This window comes from Brevundimonas subvibrioides (assembly GCF_027271155.1).
In the GTDB taxonomy this organism is placed as follows: Bacteria; Pseudomonadota; Alphaproteobacteria; order Caulobacterales; family Caulobacteraceae; genus Brevundimonas; species Brevundimonas subvibrioides_D.
Genome location: NZ_CP114542.1, coordinates 991,101 through 1,008,218, shown reverse-complemented (window position 1 = coordinate 1,008,218; position 17,118 = coordinate 991,101). Strand labels below are relative to the sequence as shown.

Here is a 17,118-nt window from a genome sequence, read left to right as displayed (position 1 = left end):
GAGGAATAGGCATGACGGCTCTGGTCCTGTTCGGCGGCGGCGGTGATCTAGCGATGCGGATGCTGCTGCCCTCGCTCTATTTCCTCGAGCACGACGGCCTGCTGCCCGACGGCCTGAAGATCATCGGCGCGGCCCGGTCCGAAGAGACCCGCGAGGAATATGTCGCCAAGGTCCGCACCGCGGTCGAGTCCAAGGCTGACGGTCACTGGTCCGACGACGCCTGGGGCCGGCTGGAAGCCCGCCTCGACTATCTCGCCGTCGATGCCACCTCGGCCGAGAGCCTGAAGCCGCTGAAGGACAAGGTCGGCGACGGCTCCTGCACCAGCTTCCTGGCGGTCTCCCCGTCCCTCTACGCCAGGATCGTCACGGCCATGCGAGCGGCAGGCCTGGCCGAGCCGGAAGACCGCGTCGTGCTGGAAAAGCCGGTCGGCCGCGATCTGGAGAGTTTCCGCGCCATCGACGACGCCGTGGCCGATGCCTTCAGCGAGAGCCAGGTGTTCCGCATCGACCACTATCTGGGCAAGGAGACGGTCCAGAACCTGATCGCCCTGCGTTTCGGCAATGTGATCTTCGAGCCGCTGTGGAACAATCTGTCGATCGACCACGTCCAGATCACGGTGGGCGAGACCGTCGGCGTCGGCGATCGCTGGCCCTATTACGACGAATACGGCGCCCTGCGGGACATGCTGCAGAACCACATGCTGCAGCTCCTGTGTCTGGTCGCCATGGAACCGCCGTCGGACCTCGATCCGGACTCGGTCCGCAACGAAAAGGTCAAGGTGATCCGCTCGCTTCGCCCGATCACCGACGAGGACGCCGAACGCACGACCGTGCGCGGCCAGTACGTCTCCGGCACGGTCGATGGAAAGCGCGTCCCCGGCTATGACGAGGAACGCGGATCGGATTCCGACACCGAGACCTTCGTCGCCATCCGCGCCGACATCGACAACTGGCGCTGGGCCGGCGTGCCCTTCTTCCTGCGCACCGGGAAACGGCTGCCCGAGAAGCGGACCGAGATCGTCATCCAGTTCAAGCCGGTGCCCCACTCCATCTTCGGCCAGGACGCGCGCGACGAGGACAGCGCCAACCGGATGATCATCGAGCTGCAGCCCGAGGAAGACATCTCCCTGACGGTCATGAACAAGAGGCCGGGGCTGGATCAGCGCATGCAGCTGCAGCCGATCAAGATGAGCCTGTCCTGGGGCGTCGGCGGCAAGGACGCCCGGCCGCCGCGCCGCCGGATCGCCTACGAACGCCTGCTGCTCGACGCGCTGAACGGCGATTCCACCCTGTTCGTCCGCCGCGACGAGGCCGAAAAGGCCTGGGAATGGGTCGACGGCGTGTCCCAGGCCTGGGTCGACGGCCATGTGAAGCCCCAGCCCTACCGCGCCGGCACCTGGGGCCCCGACGCCGCCGACATGCTGATGGTGCGAACGGGCCGTGACTGGAACACGAGCGATGCTTGAGACCGTTCCCACCGCCGATGCCTGGGCCGCCACCATTGCCGACCGGCTCGAGGAAACCCTCGCCGCCGCCATCCTCGCCAACGGTCGCGCCCTGTTCGCCGGGCCCGGCGGGTCGACACCCTCGCCCGTCTACGGCCGTCTGGCCCGGGCCGACCTCGCGTGGTCCAACATCGCCGTCACCCTCGTGGACGAACGCTACGTGCCCGAGACCTCAATGGAGTCGAACGCCCGGCTGATCAGGGAAGTCCTCCTGCAGGGACCCGCCGCGGCGGCGACCTTTGTCCCGCTATATCACCCGGAGGTCACTGTCGACCGCGCGGCGGCGAAGGCAGCCCATGCTGTCGCTGAGGCCGGCGGCCGCTTCGACGCGGTCCTGCTGGGCATGGGGGAAGACGGTCATATCTGCTCGATGTTCCCGAACAGCCCGACGCTGAAGACCCTGCTCACCCCCACCCTGAAGCCCGCAATCTACGGCGTGCCCCACGGACGCGACGGGGCCGCGCCCAGCCTCGAGCGCCTGTCGATCAATCTGCCATATCTGATGTCGGCCCGTCGCGTCGTCCTGGCCCTCAAAGGCACCGCCAAGCGTTCGGTGTTCGAGCGCGAGGCAGGCGGCGACCCGGCCACGCAACCCGTCGCGGCGATGATCGCGGCGAAGGTTCCCCTCGAAGTCGTCTGGACGGAGGCTGCCTGATGGCCCTGCACCCCGTGGTCGCGGACGTCACCGCCCGCATCATCGAACGCTCGAAAGACACCCGCGCCGACTACGTCCGCCGCATGGACGCCGCCCGCGACAGCGGCGTCGGCCGCGCCAAGCTTTCCTGCGCCAACTGGGCCCACGCCTTCGCGGGCCAGACCATCGCCGACAAGCTGACCGCCATGACGGGCAAGACGCCCAACGTCGGCATCGTCACCGCCTACAACGACATGCTGTCGGCCCACCAGCCGTTCGAGCGCTTCCCCGAGGTGATCCGCAGGGCGACCCGCGAAGTCGGCGCGACCGCCCAGGTCGCGGGCGGCACCCCGGCCATGTGCGACGGGGTCACCCAAGGGCGGCCCGGCATGGAACTGTCGCTGTTCAGCCGCGACGTCATCGCCATGTCGGTCGGGGTCGCCCTGACCCACGACGCCTTCGACGCGGCCATGATGCTGGGGGTCTGCGACAAGATCGTGCCCGGACTGTTCATGGGCGCGCTCGCCTTCGGCCACCTGCCCGTCGTCTTCGCCCCCGCCGGTCCCATGCCCAGCGGCATCCCCAATGCCGAGAAGGCCCGCGTCCGGGCCGAATATGCGCAAGGCAAGGTCGGCCGCGACGTGCTGCTGGCCAGCGAGATCGGCTCCTACCACTCGCCGGGCACCTGCACCTTCTACGGCACGGCGAATTCCAACCAGATGATGATGGAGCTGGGCGGCCTGCACATGCCCTCCACCGCCTTCGTCCACCCGGAGACGGGCCTGAGAGATGCCCTGACGGCGGCGGCGGCGAAACGCGCCGTCGAGCTGGCGCAGTCCGGCGAGGGCCGCATGGCCGACGTCATCGACGAGAAGTCCGTCGTCAACATGATCGTGGCCCTGCTGGCTACCGGCGGATCGACCAACCACGCCATCCACCTGGTCGCCATGGCGCGGGCGGCGGGGGTGCTGATCGACTGGACCGACATGGACGAGCTGTCGGCCGTGACGCCTCTTCTGGCGCGCATCTATCCCAACGGCACGGCCGATGTGAACGCCTTCCAGGCCGCCGGCGGCGTGGCCTTCGTTGCGCGTGAACTGGCCGAGGCCGGTCACATCCATTCCGACGTCACCACCATCATGGGCCGGGGCATCCATCACTATTTCCGGGAACCGGCGCTGATCGACGGCGAACTCGTCTGGAAGGACGGCGTGACCGAGAGTCTGGACCGCGACATCCTGCGCCCCGCCTCCGACCCCTTCGACACCGAGGGCGGCCTGCGTCTGGTGAAGGGCAACCTCGGCCGGGCCGTGATCAAGATCTCGGCGGTCAAGCCGCAGCACCGCATCGTCGAGGGCCCCGCCCGGGTGTTCGACGCCCAGGAAGACGTCCTGGCCGCCTTCCAGCGCGGCGAGCTCGACACCGGCGGCGTCATCGTCTTGCGCTTCCAGGGCCCCAGGGCCAACGGCATGCCCGAACTGCATTCCCTGTCGCCCTTGATGAGCGTGCTCCAGGACCGCGGCGTGCCCATCGCCCTGGTCACCGACGGCCGCATGTCCGGAGCCTCCGGCAAGACCCCCGCCGCCATCCACGTCACACCCGAGGCGCTGGACGGCGGCCCGCTGGCCTATGTCCAGGACGGCGACATCGTCCGCCTGGACGCCGAGGCGGGCACCCTGGCCATCGCCGCCGACCTGACGACCCGCGACCGTGCCCGTCCGGGGTCGGTCCAGAGCTGGGGCTATGGTCGCGAGCTGTTCGGCGCCTTCCGGTCGGTGGTCTCCTCCGCCGAACAGGGGGCCTCGGTCTGTTTCGTCGCCGAGCCGACAAGCCAGCAACCAGAGATCCGCGATGTAGCGGACGCGAATGTACAGAACAGGGCAGTGGACGCATGAGTGACAGCAAGACGCTCCTCGTAGGCGACGTCGGCGGGACCAACGCCCGCTTCGCCCTGGCCCGGATGGAGGGTGGCCAGATCGTTCTGGACCATCACGAGAGCTTCCCGGCCGAACAGTATCCGACCTTTCTTTCCGGGGTGAAGGCCTTCATCGACGGCTGCGGGACCAAGCCGTCCGGCGGGGTCATCGCCGTGGCCGGGCCGGTCGAGGACGGGGCCATCGACCTGACCAACTCGCCCTGGGCGGTGTCGGAGACGGAACTGGCGACGCTGGGCCTCAACCCCGTCAAGCTGATCAACGACTTCGAGGCCCTGGCCTGGGGCGCGCCGGTCATTCCGTCCGAAAACCTGGAAAAGCTGGGCGGTCCCGACGCCGGCGATCCCCATTCGACCATCGCGGTCCTCGGGCCCGGCACCGGCTTCGGCGTCTCGGCCCTGATCCGCGACGCCCACGGCGGCGAGATGGCCATGCCGTCCGAGGGGGGGCACGCCTGTTTCCCCCCCGGCGATCCCGTCGAGGACGAGATCCTGCGCATCCTGCGCCGCCGCTACGACCGCGTCTCGATCGAGCGGCTGATCTGTGGCCCGGGCCTGCTGAACATGCACCGGGCCCTGGCCGAGATCGACGGACGCGAGACCCATATCGAGGACCCGGCCGAGATCACGAAAACCGCCCTGGCCGACCCCGACAGCCCCTGCGGCGCGACGCTCGCCCGGTTCTGCGCCATTCTGGGCGCCGTCGCCGGCGACATCGCCCTGACCACCGGGGCCCGCGGCGGGGTCTATATCGCAGGGGGTATCGCGCCGCGCATCCTGCCCTTCCTGAAGGCCAGCCCCTTCCGCCAGCGGTTCGAGAGGAAGGGCCGGTTCAGGGACTATATGGCCGACATCCCGACCTGGGTGATCACCCACAAACACGCCGCCCTTCTGGGCTCAGCGCGGGTCGCGTTCGACGAGGCGGGATAACCGCGCCCGGAATGACGAAGGAAGACTTCAGTCCTTCCTGGGCGGCATCGGGATGAAGGCGCTGGTCCGGCGGATGTAGTCGGCATACTGCGGCTTGGTCCGGGCCGTCGATTTCTCGGTGATGCCGATGCCCGACCACTTGGTCAGGGTGAAGGTCAGGAAGATCGGCCCCAGGATCGAGGCGAACCCGATCCAGCCCGTCTCTGCCGCGATCAGCCACAGCCCCCACCAGACGCAGGCGTCGCCGAAATAGTTCGGGTGTCGCGTATAGCGCCACAGGCCGGTGTCCAGCACCTTGCCCCTGTTCCCGGGGTCCTTGCGAAACGCCGCCAGCTGGGCGTCGCCGATGCTTTCGAAGGCGATGCCGACGACCACGATCACCGCCCCGATCCAGCCGATCGACCCCATCGGGGGCATCGGCTCGACCTGCCCCAGTTGCACCGGCAGACAGGTCAGCCAGGCCAGGAAACCCTGCGGCAGGAAGACGAACAGCAGAGCCGTTTTCGCAAAGCTCCAGCCGTGGGTCTTTTCCTGATGCTCGACGATGTCGGTATAGCGCCCGTCCGCCCCGTGCCCGCGCCAGCGGTGCAGCAGGTGCCAGCCCAGCCGGATCGCCCAGACCGCGCATAACCACAGCAGCAGCCCCTTCCGCACCGGATCGCCGTCCGTCCGGGGAAAGGTGATCAGCGCCAGGAACAGCATCCCCAGCGGCCAGACCCCGTCGATGAAGCTGACGTCCTTCAGCCGAAGCGCCAGGGTCCACAGACCCAGCATCACGGCGACGACAAGCACCAGGTTCAGGCCCAGCAGGCCGGCGAGTTCGATCAGCGTCATGGGACCCTAACGAGCCTATCGCCCGCCCGGACGCAAGCCCGGACATATGTCATGGCGTCGACCCCTTCCCCTTCGCCGCCGCAGCCGCCATCTAGCGCGCATGACCGACACACGCATTCCCGTCACCGTCCTCACCGGCTACCTCGGCGCAGGCAAGACCACCCTTCTGAACCGCATCCTCACCGAGGACCACGGCAAGCGCTATGCCGTCATCGTCAATGAGTTCGGCGAGATCGGCATCGACAACGACCTGGTCGTCGGTGCCGACGAGGATGTGTTCGAGATGAACAACGGCTGCGTCTGCTGCACCGTGCGCGGCGACCTGATCCGCGTCGTCGCCGGCCTGATGAAACGCCAGAAGCCCGGCGCCCCCGCATTCGATGCCATCATCGTCGAGACCACGGGCCTCGCCGATCCCGGCCCGGTCGCCCAGACCTTCTTCGTGGACGAGGACGTCAAGGCGAAGACGAAACTGGACAGCGTCACCACCCTGGTCGACGCCAGACACGTCATGGCCCGCCTGGATGACTCGAAGGAGGCCCGCGAACAGGTCGCCTTTGCCGACCGCATCATCCTCAACAAGACCGACCTGGCGACGCCCGCTGAACTGACCGCCGTCGAGGCCCGCCTGCGCGCCCTGAACCCGCTGGCGCCGATCACCCGCGCCGAACGCGCGAACGTGCCGCTGGACCAGGTCCTGGGGCTGCATGGCTTCGATCTGGAGCGCATCCTCGATCTCCACCCCGAGTTCGCCAATCCGGCCCACGGTGAGGCCGGCCACGTCCACGACGAACACTGCGGCCATGACCATCACGGCCACGACCACCACCATGACGAAGTGCACGAAGTACACGCGAATCCGGACAGTGCACATTCGGCCCACGGCCCGCGCGGCCACAGCCACGGCGACGACATCCGCGGCATCTCCCTCAGCCTCGACCGGCCCATGAACGGCGTGAAGTTCACCCAGTGGCTGGACACGCTGCTGGGCCAGCAGGGCCAGAACATCCTCCGCGCCAAGGGGATCATCGACGTCCAGGGCGAGGACCGCCGCCTGGTCTTCCAGGCCGTCCACATGATCCTGGAGGGCGACCTCCAGCGCGAATGGGGACCCGCCGAACGCCGCTGGAGCCGCGCCGTCTTCATCGGCCGCGACCTCGACGAGGCGGCGTTGAAGGCGGGGTTCGAGGGGTGCGCCGCTTGAATGTAAGGCAGTTTTACATTACGTTCCGATGATGGAACTGACGATGACATCCAAGGGTCAGATTACGATCAACAAGACCCTGCGCGACGGGCTGGGTGCCAAACCCGGACAGAAGCTGCGCGTCGAAGTGCGGCCCGACGGGGGCCTCGTGATTCCTCCCGTAAGGCCGGCCACCAAAACCTGGGACGATCTCATCGGCATCCTGAAACCGCCTCCGGGGACGCCACCCGTGTCGATCGAAGAGATGAACGAGACCATCGCCAGCGGGTGGGCAGGCGAACTTGACGATCACGATTGACACCAACGTCCTCGTCCGTCTGATCGTCGGCGACGATGCGGACCAGACCCGGTCGGCTCGCACCGAAGTTCTCGCGGCGGAACGGGTGGTGGTGACCCTGGTCGCCCTGTGCGAAGCGGTATGGGTCCTGAAAAGCCGATACGGCTTTGGTCGCGCTGAAATTGGGAGCGCGATCGGAGTGTTCCTGTCGATTCCGTCCGTGATCGTGGACAGACCGACGGTCGAACACGGACTGGCGCATCTGAACGAAGGCGGTGACTTCACCGATGCAATCATCGCAGCGGAAGGGCTGGCGCTCGGCAGCCAAAGCTTTGTTTCGTTCGATCGCAAGGCGATCCGTCGACTGACTCAATCGGGTTTGGCAGCGAGACTGCCGGGCGCCTTGGCGAAATGACCCTGATCCGGAGTTCCGGCGTTCCTCAACGAGTCTTGAAAGACGCAGAAAAGTGTTCTCGTAAATGACCACCTTCTCCTTCGACGCCCAGGTCACCTCAGCGCATTTCGACAGGTCCGGCGCGGTCTTCGCCCTGGGCGACGGCTCGGTCCGGTTCGAGGACGGTGTGTTCGATGCCGTGCACGATGGCGCGGTCCTGTGCGCCACCGTCCACCCCTCCGGAGAAGGTCTGGTCACCGGGGGCGACGACGGGCGGGTGATCTGGAGCCGCAAGGGCGAGGCCGGTGTCCTGGCCACCGCACCGGGCCCCGGCACAGGCGGCTGGATCGATGCGATCGCCGCATCGCCAGAGACGAAGCTGATCGCCTTTTCGTCCGGAAAGACGCTATCGGTCATTGACGCCACAGACGCTGGTTTCCGGCGCGATTTCCAGCACGAGCGCACGGTGTCCGGCGTCGCTTTCGATCCCAAAGGCCGCCGCGTCGCCACCTCGACCTATGGCGGAGCCTGCCTTTGGTTCGCCCGTATCGCCGACCAGAAGCCGACGAAGCTGGTCTGGGCCGGATCGCACACCGGCGTGACCTTCTCGCCGGACGGGGCCTTCGTCGTCACCACCATGCAGGACATGCAGCTGCATGGCTGGCGGCTGAAGGATTCGAAGAACATGCGCATGGGCGGCTATCCATCGAAGATTCGCGCCATGGCCTTCCTGTCGAAGGGGTCGCTGCTGGCCACCTCGGGCGCGCAGGGGGCGGTGCTGTGGCCCTTCACCGGCTCAAACGGCCCGATGGGGCGCGAGGCGTCGGAGATCGGCTTCGACGACGCCACCACCGTCACCCTGGTCGCCGCCTCCAATCCGCACGGCCGGCTGGCGGCAGGTCTCGCCGACGGCCGCGTCTGGGTCGCCGATCCGGCGGGTCAGGGCCTGAACTTCGTCAAGGCCGAAAAGGGCGCGCCCATCGTCGCCCTGGCCCTCAGCCCCGATACCACGCGCGTCGCCTGGGCCGACGAGGACGGCCGGGCCGGGGTCGCGGACGTCGTGATCGACTGACCCTCGACAGGCCGCGCCGCCCGCGCCTATCGTTGAAGGGAACGGGGGTTCTGATGCGAAACCGGAAAGGGCGAGGCGGGTCGCCGCGCATGGCCTTCGGGTGCCTGGCCGTGATCGTGATCCTGGTCGTCGCGGTCGGCGCCTGGCTCGTGGTCTTCTTGTGGGACGTGAACCTGCCGAAATGAGCGACACACCGATCCCGTCAGAGCGCCCGCGCCGCAAGGCCCGCCCGATCCTGACCCTCCTCATGGTCCTGGCCCTGCTGCCGTTCGGCGGGGTGCTGATCCACCGCTTTGCCCCGGTGCCCCTTACCCTGCTGATGCTCCGGGAGGGTCTGGCCGGACACGGGATGGACTATCGCTGGAAGCCGCTTGGCGACATCTCCCCCCACCTGGTCGTCTCGGCCATTGCGGCAGAGGACGCGCGCTTCTGCAGCCACAGGGGCTTCGACCTGGAGGCCATCGAAAAGGCAATGAAGGACAACGAGAGCGGTCGCAGGATGCGCGGCGGCTCAACCATCAGCCAGCAGACGGCCAAGAACGTCTTCCTGTGGCCCGGCCGCGACTGGGTCCGCAAGGGACTGGAGGCGGGCTACACCGTCCTGATCGAGACGGGCTGGGGCAAACGCCGCATCATGGAAGTCTATCTGAACGTCGCCGAGATGGGCCCTGGCATCTTTGGTGCCGAGGCCGCCGCCCGCCACTGGTTCGGCAAATCGGCCGCGGACCTCAGCCCCCGCGAGGCCGCCCGCATCGCCGCCATCCTGCCCAGTCCGCGCCGCTACAATGCCGGAACCCCCGGCCCCTATGTCCGCCGGCGGGCCGCACGCATCCAGGCTTCGGCCCGGGTGGTCCGCAACGAGGGTCTGGCCGCCTGCGTGCTCTGATCGAACGTCGGTCGATTGCGGCCCGTTAACCCTCGGCTTCACCGATCCCTTAACCGCGCCTTGTTAGATCAGGTCGATTGCGGACCCTGCGGCCCGCTCGTGACAGACCAGACGGTGGGCTATGCGGATCGTGAAAAGGACAGTGTCTGCACTCAGGACATTCGGGGCCCGGTTCGTCGGCGACCGGCGCGGCAACGTCGCCATGATCTTCGCTTTGGCCCTGCCGCCGTTGCTGCTGATGACCCTTGGCGGGGTCGATATCGCCCGTGTTTCCACCGTGCGCGTGAACGTCCAGGACGCCCTGGATGCCGCCACCCTGGCCGCCGCCCGCTCGCAGTACACTGATGATTCCCGCATCAATCAGGTCGGCATGGCCGCCCTGAGGGCCAATCTGGCCCCCTACGACGACGTCACCCTGGACACGGCCAACACGAGTTTCGTCCTGAACCCGACCACCGGCGCGGTCGTGGCCGACGCCAGGGTCAGCGTCAAGGCCATGGTCGCCAACATCTTCCTGCCGCCCTATGGCCAGTTCTTCAACGACGAGCTGCCGGCCAATGCCCATTCCGAGGTGCTGCGGGCCAACAACCGGATCGAGGTCGCCCTGGTGATCGACAACACCGGATCGATGGCCGGTGCCAAACTGTCCAACACCAAGGCCGCCGCCATCGACCTGATCAACCGGCTGGAGGCCGCCGACGGTCGCTCGCTCGAGCCGGACGCGATCAAGATCGCGCTGGTGCCCTTCTCCATGACGGTTCGGGTCACAGCGGGCGGCACCAACACTCCGCCCAGCTGGATGACAAATGCCACGGATCACACCGGCGGCGGGGTCTATGCGGATCCGTCCAATAAATACAGCGTGTTCGACGCCAATGCGACGGGCCGGTTCACCCTGTTCGGTCGCCTGAACACCACCTGGGGCGGCTGCGTGGAGGCGCGCGGGGCGCCCTACGACATTCGCGACACGCCTCCGGTCGCGGGGACCAAGGCCAGCTGGTTCGTGCCCTATTTCGCCCCGGACGAGCCGGACAGGGACGATTATCCCAGGGACTCGACCTGGAGAAACTATGGCTACCAGGGCAACGACTATGTGGATGACGGCATCCCGGCCATCACCGGCAACAATCCGTTCGGTTCCGGGGCGGCGGCGGACACGGCCCGGGACAGGGCCTGGTGGACCCGGGTCCGAAATACCAGCCGATATTCCAACGCCCCGCGCAGCAGGTTGCACGCCTCCTATGGTCCCAATGACGGCTGTACCCTCGGGCCGATCGTCCGTCTGACGGACAACTTCGACGCCCTGCGCGCGGGGGTGAACGACATGATCGCGTCCGGCAACACCAATGTCCCCCTCGGTACGATGTGGGGCTGGCACACCCTGTCGCCCAACGCCCCGTTCGGTGACGGCCTTGCCTACAACACAGAGGGGCTGAAGAAGATCATCATCATCATGACGGACGGCGAAAACGTGATGAGCGTGGCCAACACCCCCAACGAGAGCACCTACAACGGCAACGGCTACATCTGGCAGAACCGGCTGGGCATCACCTCGGGCAGCGACGCGGACCGCCGGGCAAAAATGGACGCCCGTTTCGACAGCGCCACCCCCGGCACCGAGGATATGTGCGGAAACATGAAGGACAAGAACGTCGAGGTTTACACTGTGGCCGTCCAGGTCGGTGCCTCGGCCCAGGCCCTGCTGCGGCGCTGCGCCACTGACGGCAACCACTATTTCCCGGTCAGCAGCGCCTCCGGCATCGGGGACGCCTTCGACCGCATCGCAGGTGCCATCGAAAAACTGCGGATCAGCCGATGATCGCGGCCTCCATCGCTACGGCCGGCATCGCCTCGGCCGTGGCCCGGTTCGACCAGAGCGCGGCGCGCACCGCCGCCGCGCCTCTGGACGACCTCGCCGCCGAGACCGTCGAAAGGATGCAGGCGAAGGTCGCCCTGTCCGCCAACGTCGCCGTCCTGCGCACGGCCGACGACATGACCGGAACCCTGCTGGACATGCTGGCGTAACGGTCGCACCGTGAGGCTCCATTCGAAGGAGCACCCTCATGCCCTACGTTTCCGGCTTCCTGTCCCCGGTGAAGGCGGAGAACAGGGACCGCTACATCGCCTCGGCGCAGACCAGCTGGCCGATCTTCCAGAAATACGGCTGCCTCGAACAGGTCGAGACCTGGGGCGTGGACGTGCCCCCCGGCAAGCTGACCGGCTTCGACCTGGCGGTGAAGCTGGAGCCGGACGAGGTCGTCGTCTTCTCGTGGCTGAAATGGCCCGACAAGGCCACGGCCGAGGCCTGTTTCGCCACCATGGAAACCGACCCCGCCTGGAAGGACCTGGACATGCCCTTCGACGGCAAGCGCATGATGTGGGGCGGCTTCGAGGTGATCTTCGACGGCCGATAGACGAAAGGCCCGCGATCGCTCCCGGGCCTCCGTAGATCGATCAACTGTCCAGGAAGCTCCGCAGCTTCCGAGACCGGCTGGGGTGTTTCAGCTTCCTCAGCGCCTTGGCCTCGATCTGGCGGATGCGTTCGCGGGTCACGCTGAACTGCTGACCGACCTCTTCCAGGGTGTGGTCGGTGTTCATGCCGATGCCGAAGCGCATGCGCAGCACCCGCTCCTCGCGCGGCGTCAGCGACGCCAGCACGCGGGTCGTGGTTTCCCGCAGGTTCGACTGGATGGCCGCATCGATGGGCAGGATGGCGTTCTTGTCCTCGATGAAGTCGCCCAGGTGGCTGTCCTCCTCGTCGCCAATGGGCGTCTCGAGGCTGATGGGCTCCTTGGCGATCTTCAGGACCTTCCTGACCTTCTCCAGCGGCATGGCCAGCTTCTCGGCCAGTTCTTCCGGGGTCGGCTCGCGGCCGATCTCGTGCAGCATCTGGCGTGATGTCCTGACGATCTTGTTGATCGTCTCGATCATGTGGACCGGGATGCGGATGGTCCGGGCCTGATCGGCGATCGAGCGCGTGATCGCCTGGCGGATCCACCAGGTGGCATAGGTCGAGAACTTGTAGCCGCGGCGGTACTCGAACTTGTCGACCGCCTTCATCAGGCCGATGTTGCCCTCCTGGATCAGGTCCAGGAACTGCAGGCCGCGGTTCGTGTATTTCTTGGCGATGGAGATCACGAGGCGCAGGTTGGCCTCGACCATTTCCTTCTTGGCCTGACGGGCCTCGCGCTCGCCCTTCTGCACGGTCTGGACGATGCGGCGATAGTCGTCGATCGGCAGGCCGGCCTCGACCGCGACGGCGGCGACGTCGTTCCGGATCGTGGCGATCTGGGTCGCCTCGTTGTCGCTGAATTTGGTCCAGCGCACGCCCATGTCCTTGACGCGCGTGGACCAGGTCGGGTCCAGCTCGGCCGTGAAATAGGCCTTCAGGAACTCGGGGCGGCTGATGCCATAGCTGTCGGCCAGGCGCAGCAGGCGGCCTTCCAGACCGATCAGGCGCTTGTTGATCGCATACAGCTGCTCGACCAGGGCTTCGATGCGGTTGTTGTTCAGCTTCAGTGTCTTCAAGCGGCCCGAGATGGCGGCCGACAGGGTGTCATAGGCCTTGCGATCCTTGGCGCTCAGCTCCTCGCCCTTCAGCCGGCTTTCGACCAGCTTCTCCTGCAGCTTCCTGAAGGCGTCGAAGTCGCCGGCGATCGCGTCCAGGGTCTCCATGACCCCTTCGCGCAATTCGGCTTCCAGCGCCGAGATGGACATCCCGCCACCGTCGTCGAAATCCTCGTCTTCGTCGTCGCCCTCTGGCTTTTCAGCCTCGGCCTCCGCGCCGGGCTCGGGCTCGGGCTCGGGCTTGGGCGGGATCGGCTGGCCCGGGATCGGTGGCTGCGGCTGGTTGTGCGGAAGCGAAGACGGGTTCAGCACGCCGTAGGTGGCGTCCAGGTCGATGACCTCGCGCAGCAGGATGCGATTGTTCGCCAGCTCGTCGCGCCACACCATGATGGCCTCGAACGTCAGTGCGCTTTCGCACAGGCCCGAAATCATCGCGTCGCGTCCGGCCTCGATCCGCTTGGCGATGGCGATCTCGCCCTCGCGGCTCAGCAGCTCGACCGAGCCCATCTCGCGCAGATACATCCGCACGGGGTCGTCGGTGCGGTCATAGGTCGGCTTGGCGTCGCCCTCGGTGACCGAGGTCTCGGCCTTCTCGGCCAGCTCCCCGCCGGTGGACTCCGCTGCGTCTTCCTCGGCCTCCACGACGTTGACGCCCATTTCGGACAGCATCGCCAGAGTGTCCTCGATCGCGTCCGGCGTGACCTCTTCGGACGGCAGGACCTTGTTCAGCTCCTCCATCGTCACATAGCCGCGCGCCTTGGCCTGTTTGATGAACTTCTTGACCCCGGCATCGGTGAGGTCGAGCAGCGGCCCGTCGGTGGTGGCCTCGGGCGCTTCCTGCGTATCGCTCATTACGTCTTCTTCTCCGGCCACAGGGGAGGATCAGGCCCCCTGGCAATAATGCAACATCCGTTCCAAAACAGAACACCTGGACGCGCAGTTCGTTACGAAACCGCCGCGTCGTCCCAGATCGTCCCGGTCTTGATGGCTCGTCGCAACGCATCGCGCTCCGCCTTCAGGCGACTGAAGGCCGAGGCATCGAAGGCGTGATCCGCCCCCGATTTCGCTGACGCCAGCGCCGCGTCCAGACCCGCCACGCGGGTCAGGGCATCGAAGCCTTGCGACCACCGGACCCTTGCCTCGGCGAGGGGCGCATTCGCGGCCAGGAAAGGCGCGCCGGACTTTGCCGCCGCCTTCTCGACCTCGCGCACTAAAGCGTCGTGTCCGGAGGACGCGAGATGGCGACGCAGGGCCGCGCTGTCAAGCGTCTGGACGGAGTTCACGCCCGCAACCAATTCTCGATGCTCAGGCCGGAAACCCGACCAAATTCACGCTCGTTGTCGGTTACCAGAATACAATTCAGCGCCAAGGCATGGGCCGCGATCAGCGTGTCGTTAGCACCGATAGGGGTGCCTGCACGTGTCAGGGCGGAGCGCACATCCGCGTAATGGCGGTCGGCCGGGGCCTCGAAAGGCAGGACCACGAGCTCGGACAGGATTCTTTCAAGCTGATCTGTCAAGCGCGCGGACGACGCCCTGGCGGCACCGAAGCGAGCCTCGGCGGCGACAACGATACTGGTCCCCACGGCCGCCTCACCGACCAGGGCGACCCTTTGTCGAACGCCTCCGAGCGGCCGGCGAACGAGATCCGAAAGCATGTTGGTGTCGAGAAGATACCGGATCAAAAATCGACGTCCTCGGGCCGGGCGTCTTCGATCAGGGCGAAATCCTCGTCAATCGGGTCGAGAGTCGAAAGCAAGGCCAACAAACCGATCCGTTCCGGCAGTTCGATGATCAGACGATCCCCCTCCCGCCTCATGACGGCGTCCTCGCCCGGAAGTTCGAACTCGCGGGGAATTCTTACGGCCTGGTTCCGGCCGTTTCTGAACAATTTGACTGAACGCGAATTCTGCACGGCTCTGACTAGCATAGGTCGAGGCATAGGCCAAGGAAATCAAGCTCGCCCCCCGCGCCAATCCGTCTCCGCATTGACCGCACGTCGCAGCGCGTCCCGCTCCGCTTTCAGGCGCGCAAAAGTGTCGCTGCCGGACCGCAACCCCAGTTCCTGTTTTGCCATCTCGGTTGCCTTGTCGAGGGCTCCCAAACGGATGACGAGTTCAAGAGTGCGGGACCAAAGCGAAGTGGCTTCCTCTCTTGACAGACTCGACAGGAGGAAAGGAGCACCGGATTTTCCAGCCGCCTTGTCGACCTCGACCAGAAGGGCATCCAATCCAGCACCGGCAAGCTCTCGCCGCGCAGATGCACCATCAACGGCTCTGCTGGAGAACCGCAATCGCACCAGCTCCTGCGCCAGCCCGTCCAGGGCCGGGTCGCCAAATCCATGCGACGATATCTCTTCCAGATGATCATCAATACGTTCGGGGTCTTCGATTGCCCCGTGGGCCAGAGCGGCTGCAACGGGCTCGATGGATCGGTTCAGCGCCCGCATGGCCTGAGCCCCCTCGGCCGTCTGGCCCAGCTTTGGTGGCGGGCCGGGTCGCCAGCGTCCGCCGGTCTGTCGGGCGCGCTGCGGGGGCTGCGCCCGCGCGGGGAACAGGGCGTCGAACCGGTCGAAAAGTTCCCTGCGATACTGTTCGGCCAGATCCTTGTCGGCGATGGCCGCAGCGGCCGTGCGCAGCCGGCCCTTCAGCCCCGCGCGGCGCTCGGGCGTGTCCAGCGGCTCGACCTCGGCCTCGCGCCTGAACAGGACCTCGGCGAACGGCCGTGTCTCGGTCATGGCCTGACGCAGCGCCGGTGCCCCCTTGTCGCGCAGGATATCGTCGGGGTCCTGGCCGCCCTCCAGCAAGGCGAACCGGAACGACCGGCCGGACTTGAGCAGCGGCAAGGCCCGCTCGATGGCGCGATAGGCCGCCCTCTGCCCGGCCCCGTCGCCGTCAAAACACAGGATCGGCTCGGAAGAGACCCGCCACAGCAGGGCCATCTGCTCCTCGGTCAGGGCCGTGCCCATCGGAGCCACGGCCGGCAGGCCCGCGCGCTGGCAGGCGATGACGTCCATATAGCCCTCGACCACGATCACGCTCTGGGTCGACTTCGATTCCGCCCCCAGGATGCGCCGCGCCTCGGGCAGGCCATAGAGGGTGGCCCCCTTGTGAAACAGCGGGCTCTCCGGCCCGTTCAGATATTTGGCCCGGTCGTCGGGGTTCATCGCCCGGCCACCGAAGCTGACCAGCCGCCCGCGTGCATCCAGGATCGGGAACATCAGCCGGTCGCGGAACCGGTCATAGGGCGCGCCGCCGCCCTCCGGCGCGATCAGCATGCCCATCTCGACCAGGTCGCCCGGCTTCGCGCCCCGCTGGACCAGCGCCGTCTTCAGCCCCTCGCGGTCGTTCGGGGCATAGCCCAGTCCGAACCGGTCCCACTGATCCTCGGGCAGGCCGCGCCGCTCCAGATACTCCCGCGCCGCCTTGCCGACCGACCGGCGCAGGTTGGCCGCGAACCATTTCTGCGCCAGGTCCATCCAGTCCGACAGGCCCTGCTTCCTCGCCTCACGCTCGGCGGCCTGCGGGTCCTCGGCCGGCAGTTGCATCCCCGCCTCGGCCGCCAGCCGCTCGACCGCCTCAGGGAAACTCAGCCGCTCGGTTTCCTGCAGGAAGCTGATGACGTCGCCGTGCTTGCCGGAGGAGAAGTCGTGGAAGAACCCCTTGTCGTCGTTGACGAAGAAGGACGGCGACTTCTCTTTCGAGAAGGGGCTCAGCCCCACCCACTCGCGTCCCTGACGCTTGAGCTTCACCGACCGGCCGATCACGTCGGACGGGCGAAGGCGGGCCTTCAGTTCTTCCAGGAAGCGGTCATCGAAACGCACCCGCAATCCTTAACGCCATTGCGTCCCGACGCGAAGCAAGGACGACGTCATGGCGGTGGA

General features: G+C 66.8%; 18 protein-coding genes. 12 read left to right on the top strand and 6 right to left on the bottom strand.

Annotation, left to right across the window (positions count from 1 at the left end; genetic code table 11):
• The first annotated feature begins 11 nt into the window (after positions 1-11).
• Genes zwf through glk form a run of 4 tightly spaced genes read left to right on the top strand, consistent with a single transcriptional unit; the run spans position 12 to position 5,002 of the window.
• Complete coding sequence (gene zwf / locus O3139_RS05035) at positions 12-1,466, top strand: glucose-6-phosphate dehydrogenase (protein ID WP_269515884.1); 1,455 nt, start codon at positions 12-14, stop codon at positions 1,464-1,466.
• Positions 1,459-2,160 carry a 6-phosphogluconolactonase gene (gene pgl, locus O3139_RS05030; RefSeq protein WP_269515883.1) on the top strand — a complete coding sequence of 234 codons (702 nt, stop codon included), beginning with the start codon at positions 1,459-1,461 and terminating at the stop codon, positions 2,158-2,160. The genes zwf and pgl overlap by 8 nt, the downstream gene beginning before the upstream one ends.
• On the top strand, positions 2,160-4,034 hold the full coding sequence (gene edd / locus O3139_RS05025) for a phosphogluconate dehydratase (protein WP_269515882.1): 1,875 nt from the start codon (positions 2,160-2,162) through the stop codon (positions 4,032-4,034). The genes pgl and edd overlap by 1 nt, the downstream gene beginning before the upstream one ends.
• Positions 4,031-5,002 carry a glucokinase gene (gene glk / locus O3139_RS05020; RefSeq protein WP_269515881.1) on the top strand — a complete coding sequence of 324 codons (972 nt, stop codon included), beginning with the start codon at positions 4,031-4,033 and terminating at the stop codon, positions 5,000-5,002. The genes edd and glk overlap by 4 nt, the downstream gene beginning before the upstream one ends.
• 27 nt (positions 5,003-5,029) lie before the next feature.
• Here the strand turns inward: glk and O3139_RS05015 are convergent, their stop codons facing one another.
• A complete protein-coding gene (locus O3139_RS05015) occupies positions 5,030-5,836 on the bottom strand; it encodes a DUF1295 domain-containing protein (RefSeq protein ID WP_269515880.1) in 807 nt (268 codons plus the stop codon).
• Between the two features lie 100 nt (positions 5,837-5,936).
• On the opposite strand from O3139_RS05015, the gene O3139_RS05010 reads away from it, so the two are divergent.
• The 8 genes from O3139_RS05010 to O3139_RS04975 all read left to right on the top strand — a co-directional run bounded on the left by O3139_RS05010 (position 5,937) and on the right by O3139_RS04975 (position 12,083).
• Positions 5,937-7,040 (top strand): CobW family GTP-binding protein, encoded by a 1,104-nt coding sequence (locus O3139_RS05010; protein WP_269515879.1) that lies wholly within the window; start codon positions 5,937-5,939, stop codon positions 7,038-7,040.
• A gap of 31 nt (positions 7,041-7,071) precedes the next feature.
• Complete coding sequence (locus O3139_RS05005; RefSeq protein WP_269515878.1) at positions 7,072-7,338, top strand: AbrB/MazE/SpoVT family DNA-binding domain-containing protein; 267 nt, start codon at positions 7,072-7,074, stop codon at positions 7,336-7,338.
• Positions 7,322-7,732 (top strand): type II toxin-antitoxin system VapC family toxin, encoded by a 411-nt coding sequence (locus tag O3139_RS05000; protein ID WP_269515877.1) that lies wholly within the window; start codon positions 7,322-7,324, stop codon positions 7,730-7,732. The genes O3139_RS05005 and O3139_RS05000 overlap by 17 nt, the downstream gene beginning before the upstream one ends.
• 64 nt (positions 7,733-7,796) lie before the next feature.
• Positions 7,797-8,783, top strand: a complete 987-nt coding sequence (locus O3139_RS04995; RefSeq protein ID WP_269515876.1) for a WD40 repeat domain-containing protein — start codon at positions 7,797-7,799, stop codon at positions 8,781-8,783.
• A gap of 181 nt (positions 8,784-8,964) precedes the next feature.
• Entirely contained in the window at positions 8,965-9,669 is a 705-nt protein-coding gene (gene mtgA / locus O3139_RS04990) for a monofunctional biosynthetic peptidoglycan transglycosylase (protein ID WP_269515875.1), read from the top strand.
• A gap of 142 nt (positions 9,670-9,811) precedes the next feature.
• Entirely contained in the window at positions 9,812-11,488 is a 1,677-nt protein-coding gene (locus tag O3139_RS04985) for a pilus assembly protein TadG-related protein (RefSeq protein ID WP_269515874.1), read from the top strand.
• Complete coding sequence (locus O3139_RS04980) at positions 11,485-11,694, top strand: flagellar hook protein FlgE (protein ID WP_269515873.1); 210 nt, start codon at positions 11,485-11,487, stop codon at positions 11,692-11,694. The genes O3139_RS04985 and O3139_RS04980 overlap by 4 nt, the downstream gene beginning before the upstream one ends.
• A 38-nt stretch (positions 11,695-11,732) precedes the next feature.
• On the top strand, positions 11,733-12,083 hold the full coding sequence (locus tag O3139_RS04975) for a DUF1428 domain-containing protein (RefSeq protein WP_269515872.1): 351 nt from the start codon (positions 11,733-11,735) through the stop codon (positions 12,081-12,083).
• Positions 12,084-12,123: 40 nt separating this feature from the next.
• On the opposite strand, the gene rpoD is transcribed toward O3139_RS04975, so the two are convergent.
• The 5 genes from rpoD to dnaG form a co-directional block, all read right to left on the bottom strand.
• Complete coding sequence (rpoD, locus tag O3139_RS04970; RefSeq protein WP_269515871.1) at positions 12,124-14,088, bottom strand: RNA polymerase sigma factor RpoD; 1,965 nt, start codon at positions 14,086-14,088, stop codon at positions 12,124-12,126.
• Positions 14,089-14,180: 92 nt separating this feature from the next.
• Positions 14,181-14,519 carry a hypothetical protein gene (locus tag O3139_RS04965; protein ID WP_269515870.1) on the bottom strand — a complete coding sequence of 113 codons (339 nt, stop codon included), beginning with the start codon at positions 14,517-14,519 and terminating at the stop codon, positions 14,181-14,183.
• On the bottom strand, positions 14,516-14,920 hold the full coding sequence (locus O3139_RS04960) for a type II toxin-antitoxin system VapC family toxin (protein ID WP_269515869.1): 405 nt from the start codon (positions 14,918-14,920) through the stop codon (positions 14,516-14,518). Before O3139_RS04960 ends, O3139_RS04965 begins: the two co-directional genes overlap by 4 nt.
• Positions 14,917-15,165 carry an AbrB/MazE/SpoVT family DNA-binding domain-containing protein gene (locus tag O3139_RS14750; RefSeq protein ID WP_269515868.1) on the bottom strand — a complete coding sequence of 83 codons (249 nt, stop codon included), beginning with the start codon at positions 15,163-15,165 and terminating at the stop codon, positions 14,917-14,919. The genes O3139_RS04960 and O3139_RS14750 overlap by 4 nt, the downstream gene beginning before the upstream one ends.
• Before the next feature lie 24 nt (positions 15,166-15,189).
• Complete coding sequence (gene dnaG / locus O3139_RS04950; protein WP_269515867.1) at positions 15,190-17,058, bottom strand: DNA primase; 1,869 nt, start codon at positions 17,056-17,058, stop codon at positions 15,190-15,192.
• Positions 17,059-17,118 lie beyond the last annotated feature (60 nt).

Bases quoted from the DNA above. Each gene is read 5' to 3' on its own strand.
- zwf (WP_269515884.1), top strand. From the start codon at position 12: ATGACGGCTCTGGTCCTGTTCGGCGGCGGCGGTGATCTAGCGATGCGG.
- pgl (WP_269515883.1), top strand. From the start codon at position 1,459: ATGCTTGAGACCGTTCCCACCGCCGATGCCTGGGCCGCCACCATTGCC.
- edd (WP_269515882.1), top strand. From the start codon at position 2,160: ATGGCCCTGCACCCCGTGGTCGCGGACGTCACCGCCCGCATCATCGAA.
- glk (WP_269515881.1), top strand. From the start codon at position 4,031: ATGAGTGACAGCAAGACGCTCCTCGTAGGCGACGTCGGCGGGACCAAC.
- O3139_RS05015 (WP_269515880.1), bottom strand. From the start codon at position 5,836: ATGACGCTGATCGAACTCGCCGGCCTGCTGGGCCTGAACCTGGTGCTT.
- O3139_RS05010 (WP_269515879.1), top strand. From the start codon at position 5,937: ATGACCGACACACGCATTCCCGTCACCGTCCTCACCGGCTACCTCGGC.
- O3139_RS05005 (WP_269515878.1), top strand. From the start codon at position 7,072: ATGGAACTGACGATGACATCCAAGGGTCAGATTACGATCAACAAGACC.
- O3139_RS04995 (WP_269515876.1), top strand. From the start codon at position 7,797: ATGACCACCTTCTCCTTCGACGCCCAGGTCACCTCAGCGCATTTCGAC.
- mtgA (WP_269515875.1), top strand. From the start codon at position 8,965: ATGAGCGACACACCGATCCCGTCAGAGCGCCCGCGCCGCAAGGCCCGC.
- O3139_RS04980 (WP_269515873.1), top strand. From the start codon at position 11,485: ATGATCGCGGCCTCCATCGCTACGGCCGGCATCGCCTCGGCCGTGGCC.
- O3139_RS04975 (WP_269515872.1), top strand. From the start codon at position 11,733: ATGCCCTACGTTTCCGGCTTCCTGTCCCCGGTGAAGGCGGAGAACAGG.
- rpoD (WP_269515871.1), bottom strand. From the start codon at position 14,088: ATGAGCGATACGCAGGAAGCGCCCGAGGCCACCACCGACGGGCCGCTG.
- O3139_RS14750 (WP_269515868.1), bottom strand. From the start codon at position 15,165: ATGCTAGTCAGAGCCGTGCAGAATTCGCGTTCAGTCAAATTGTTCAGA.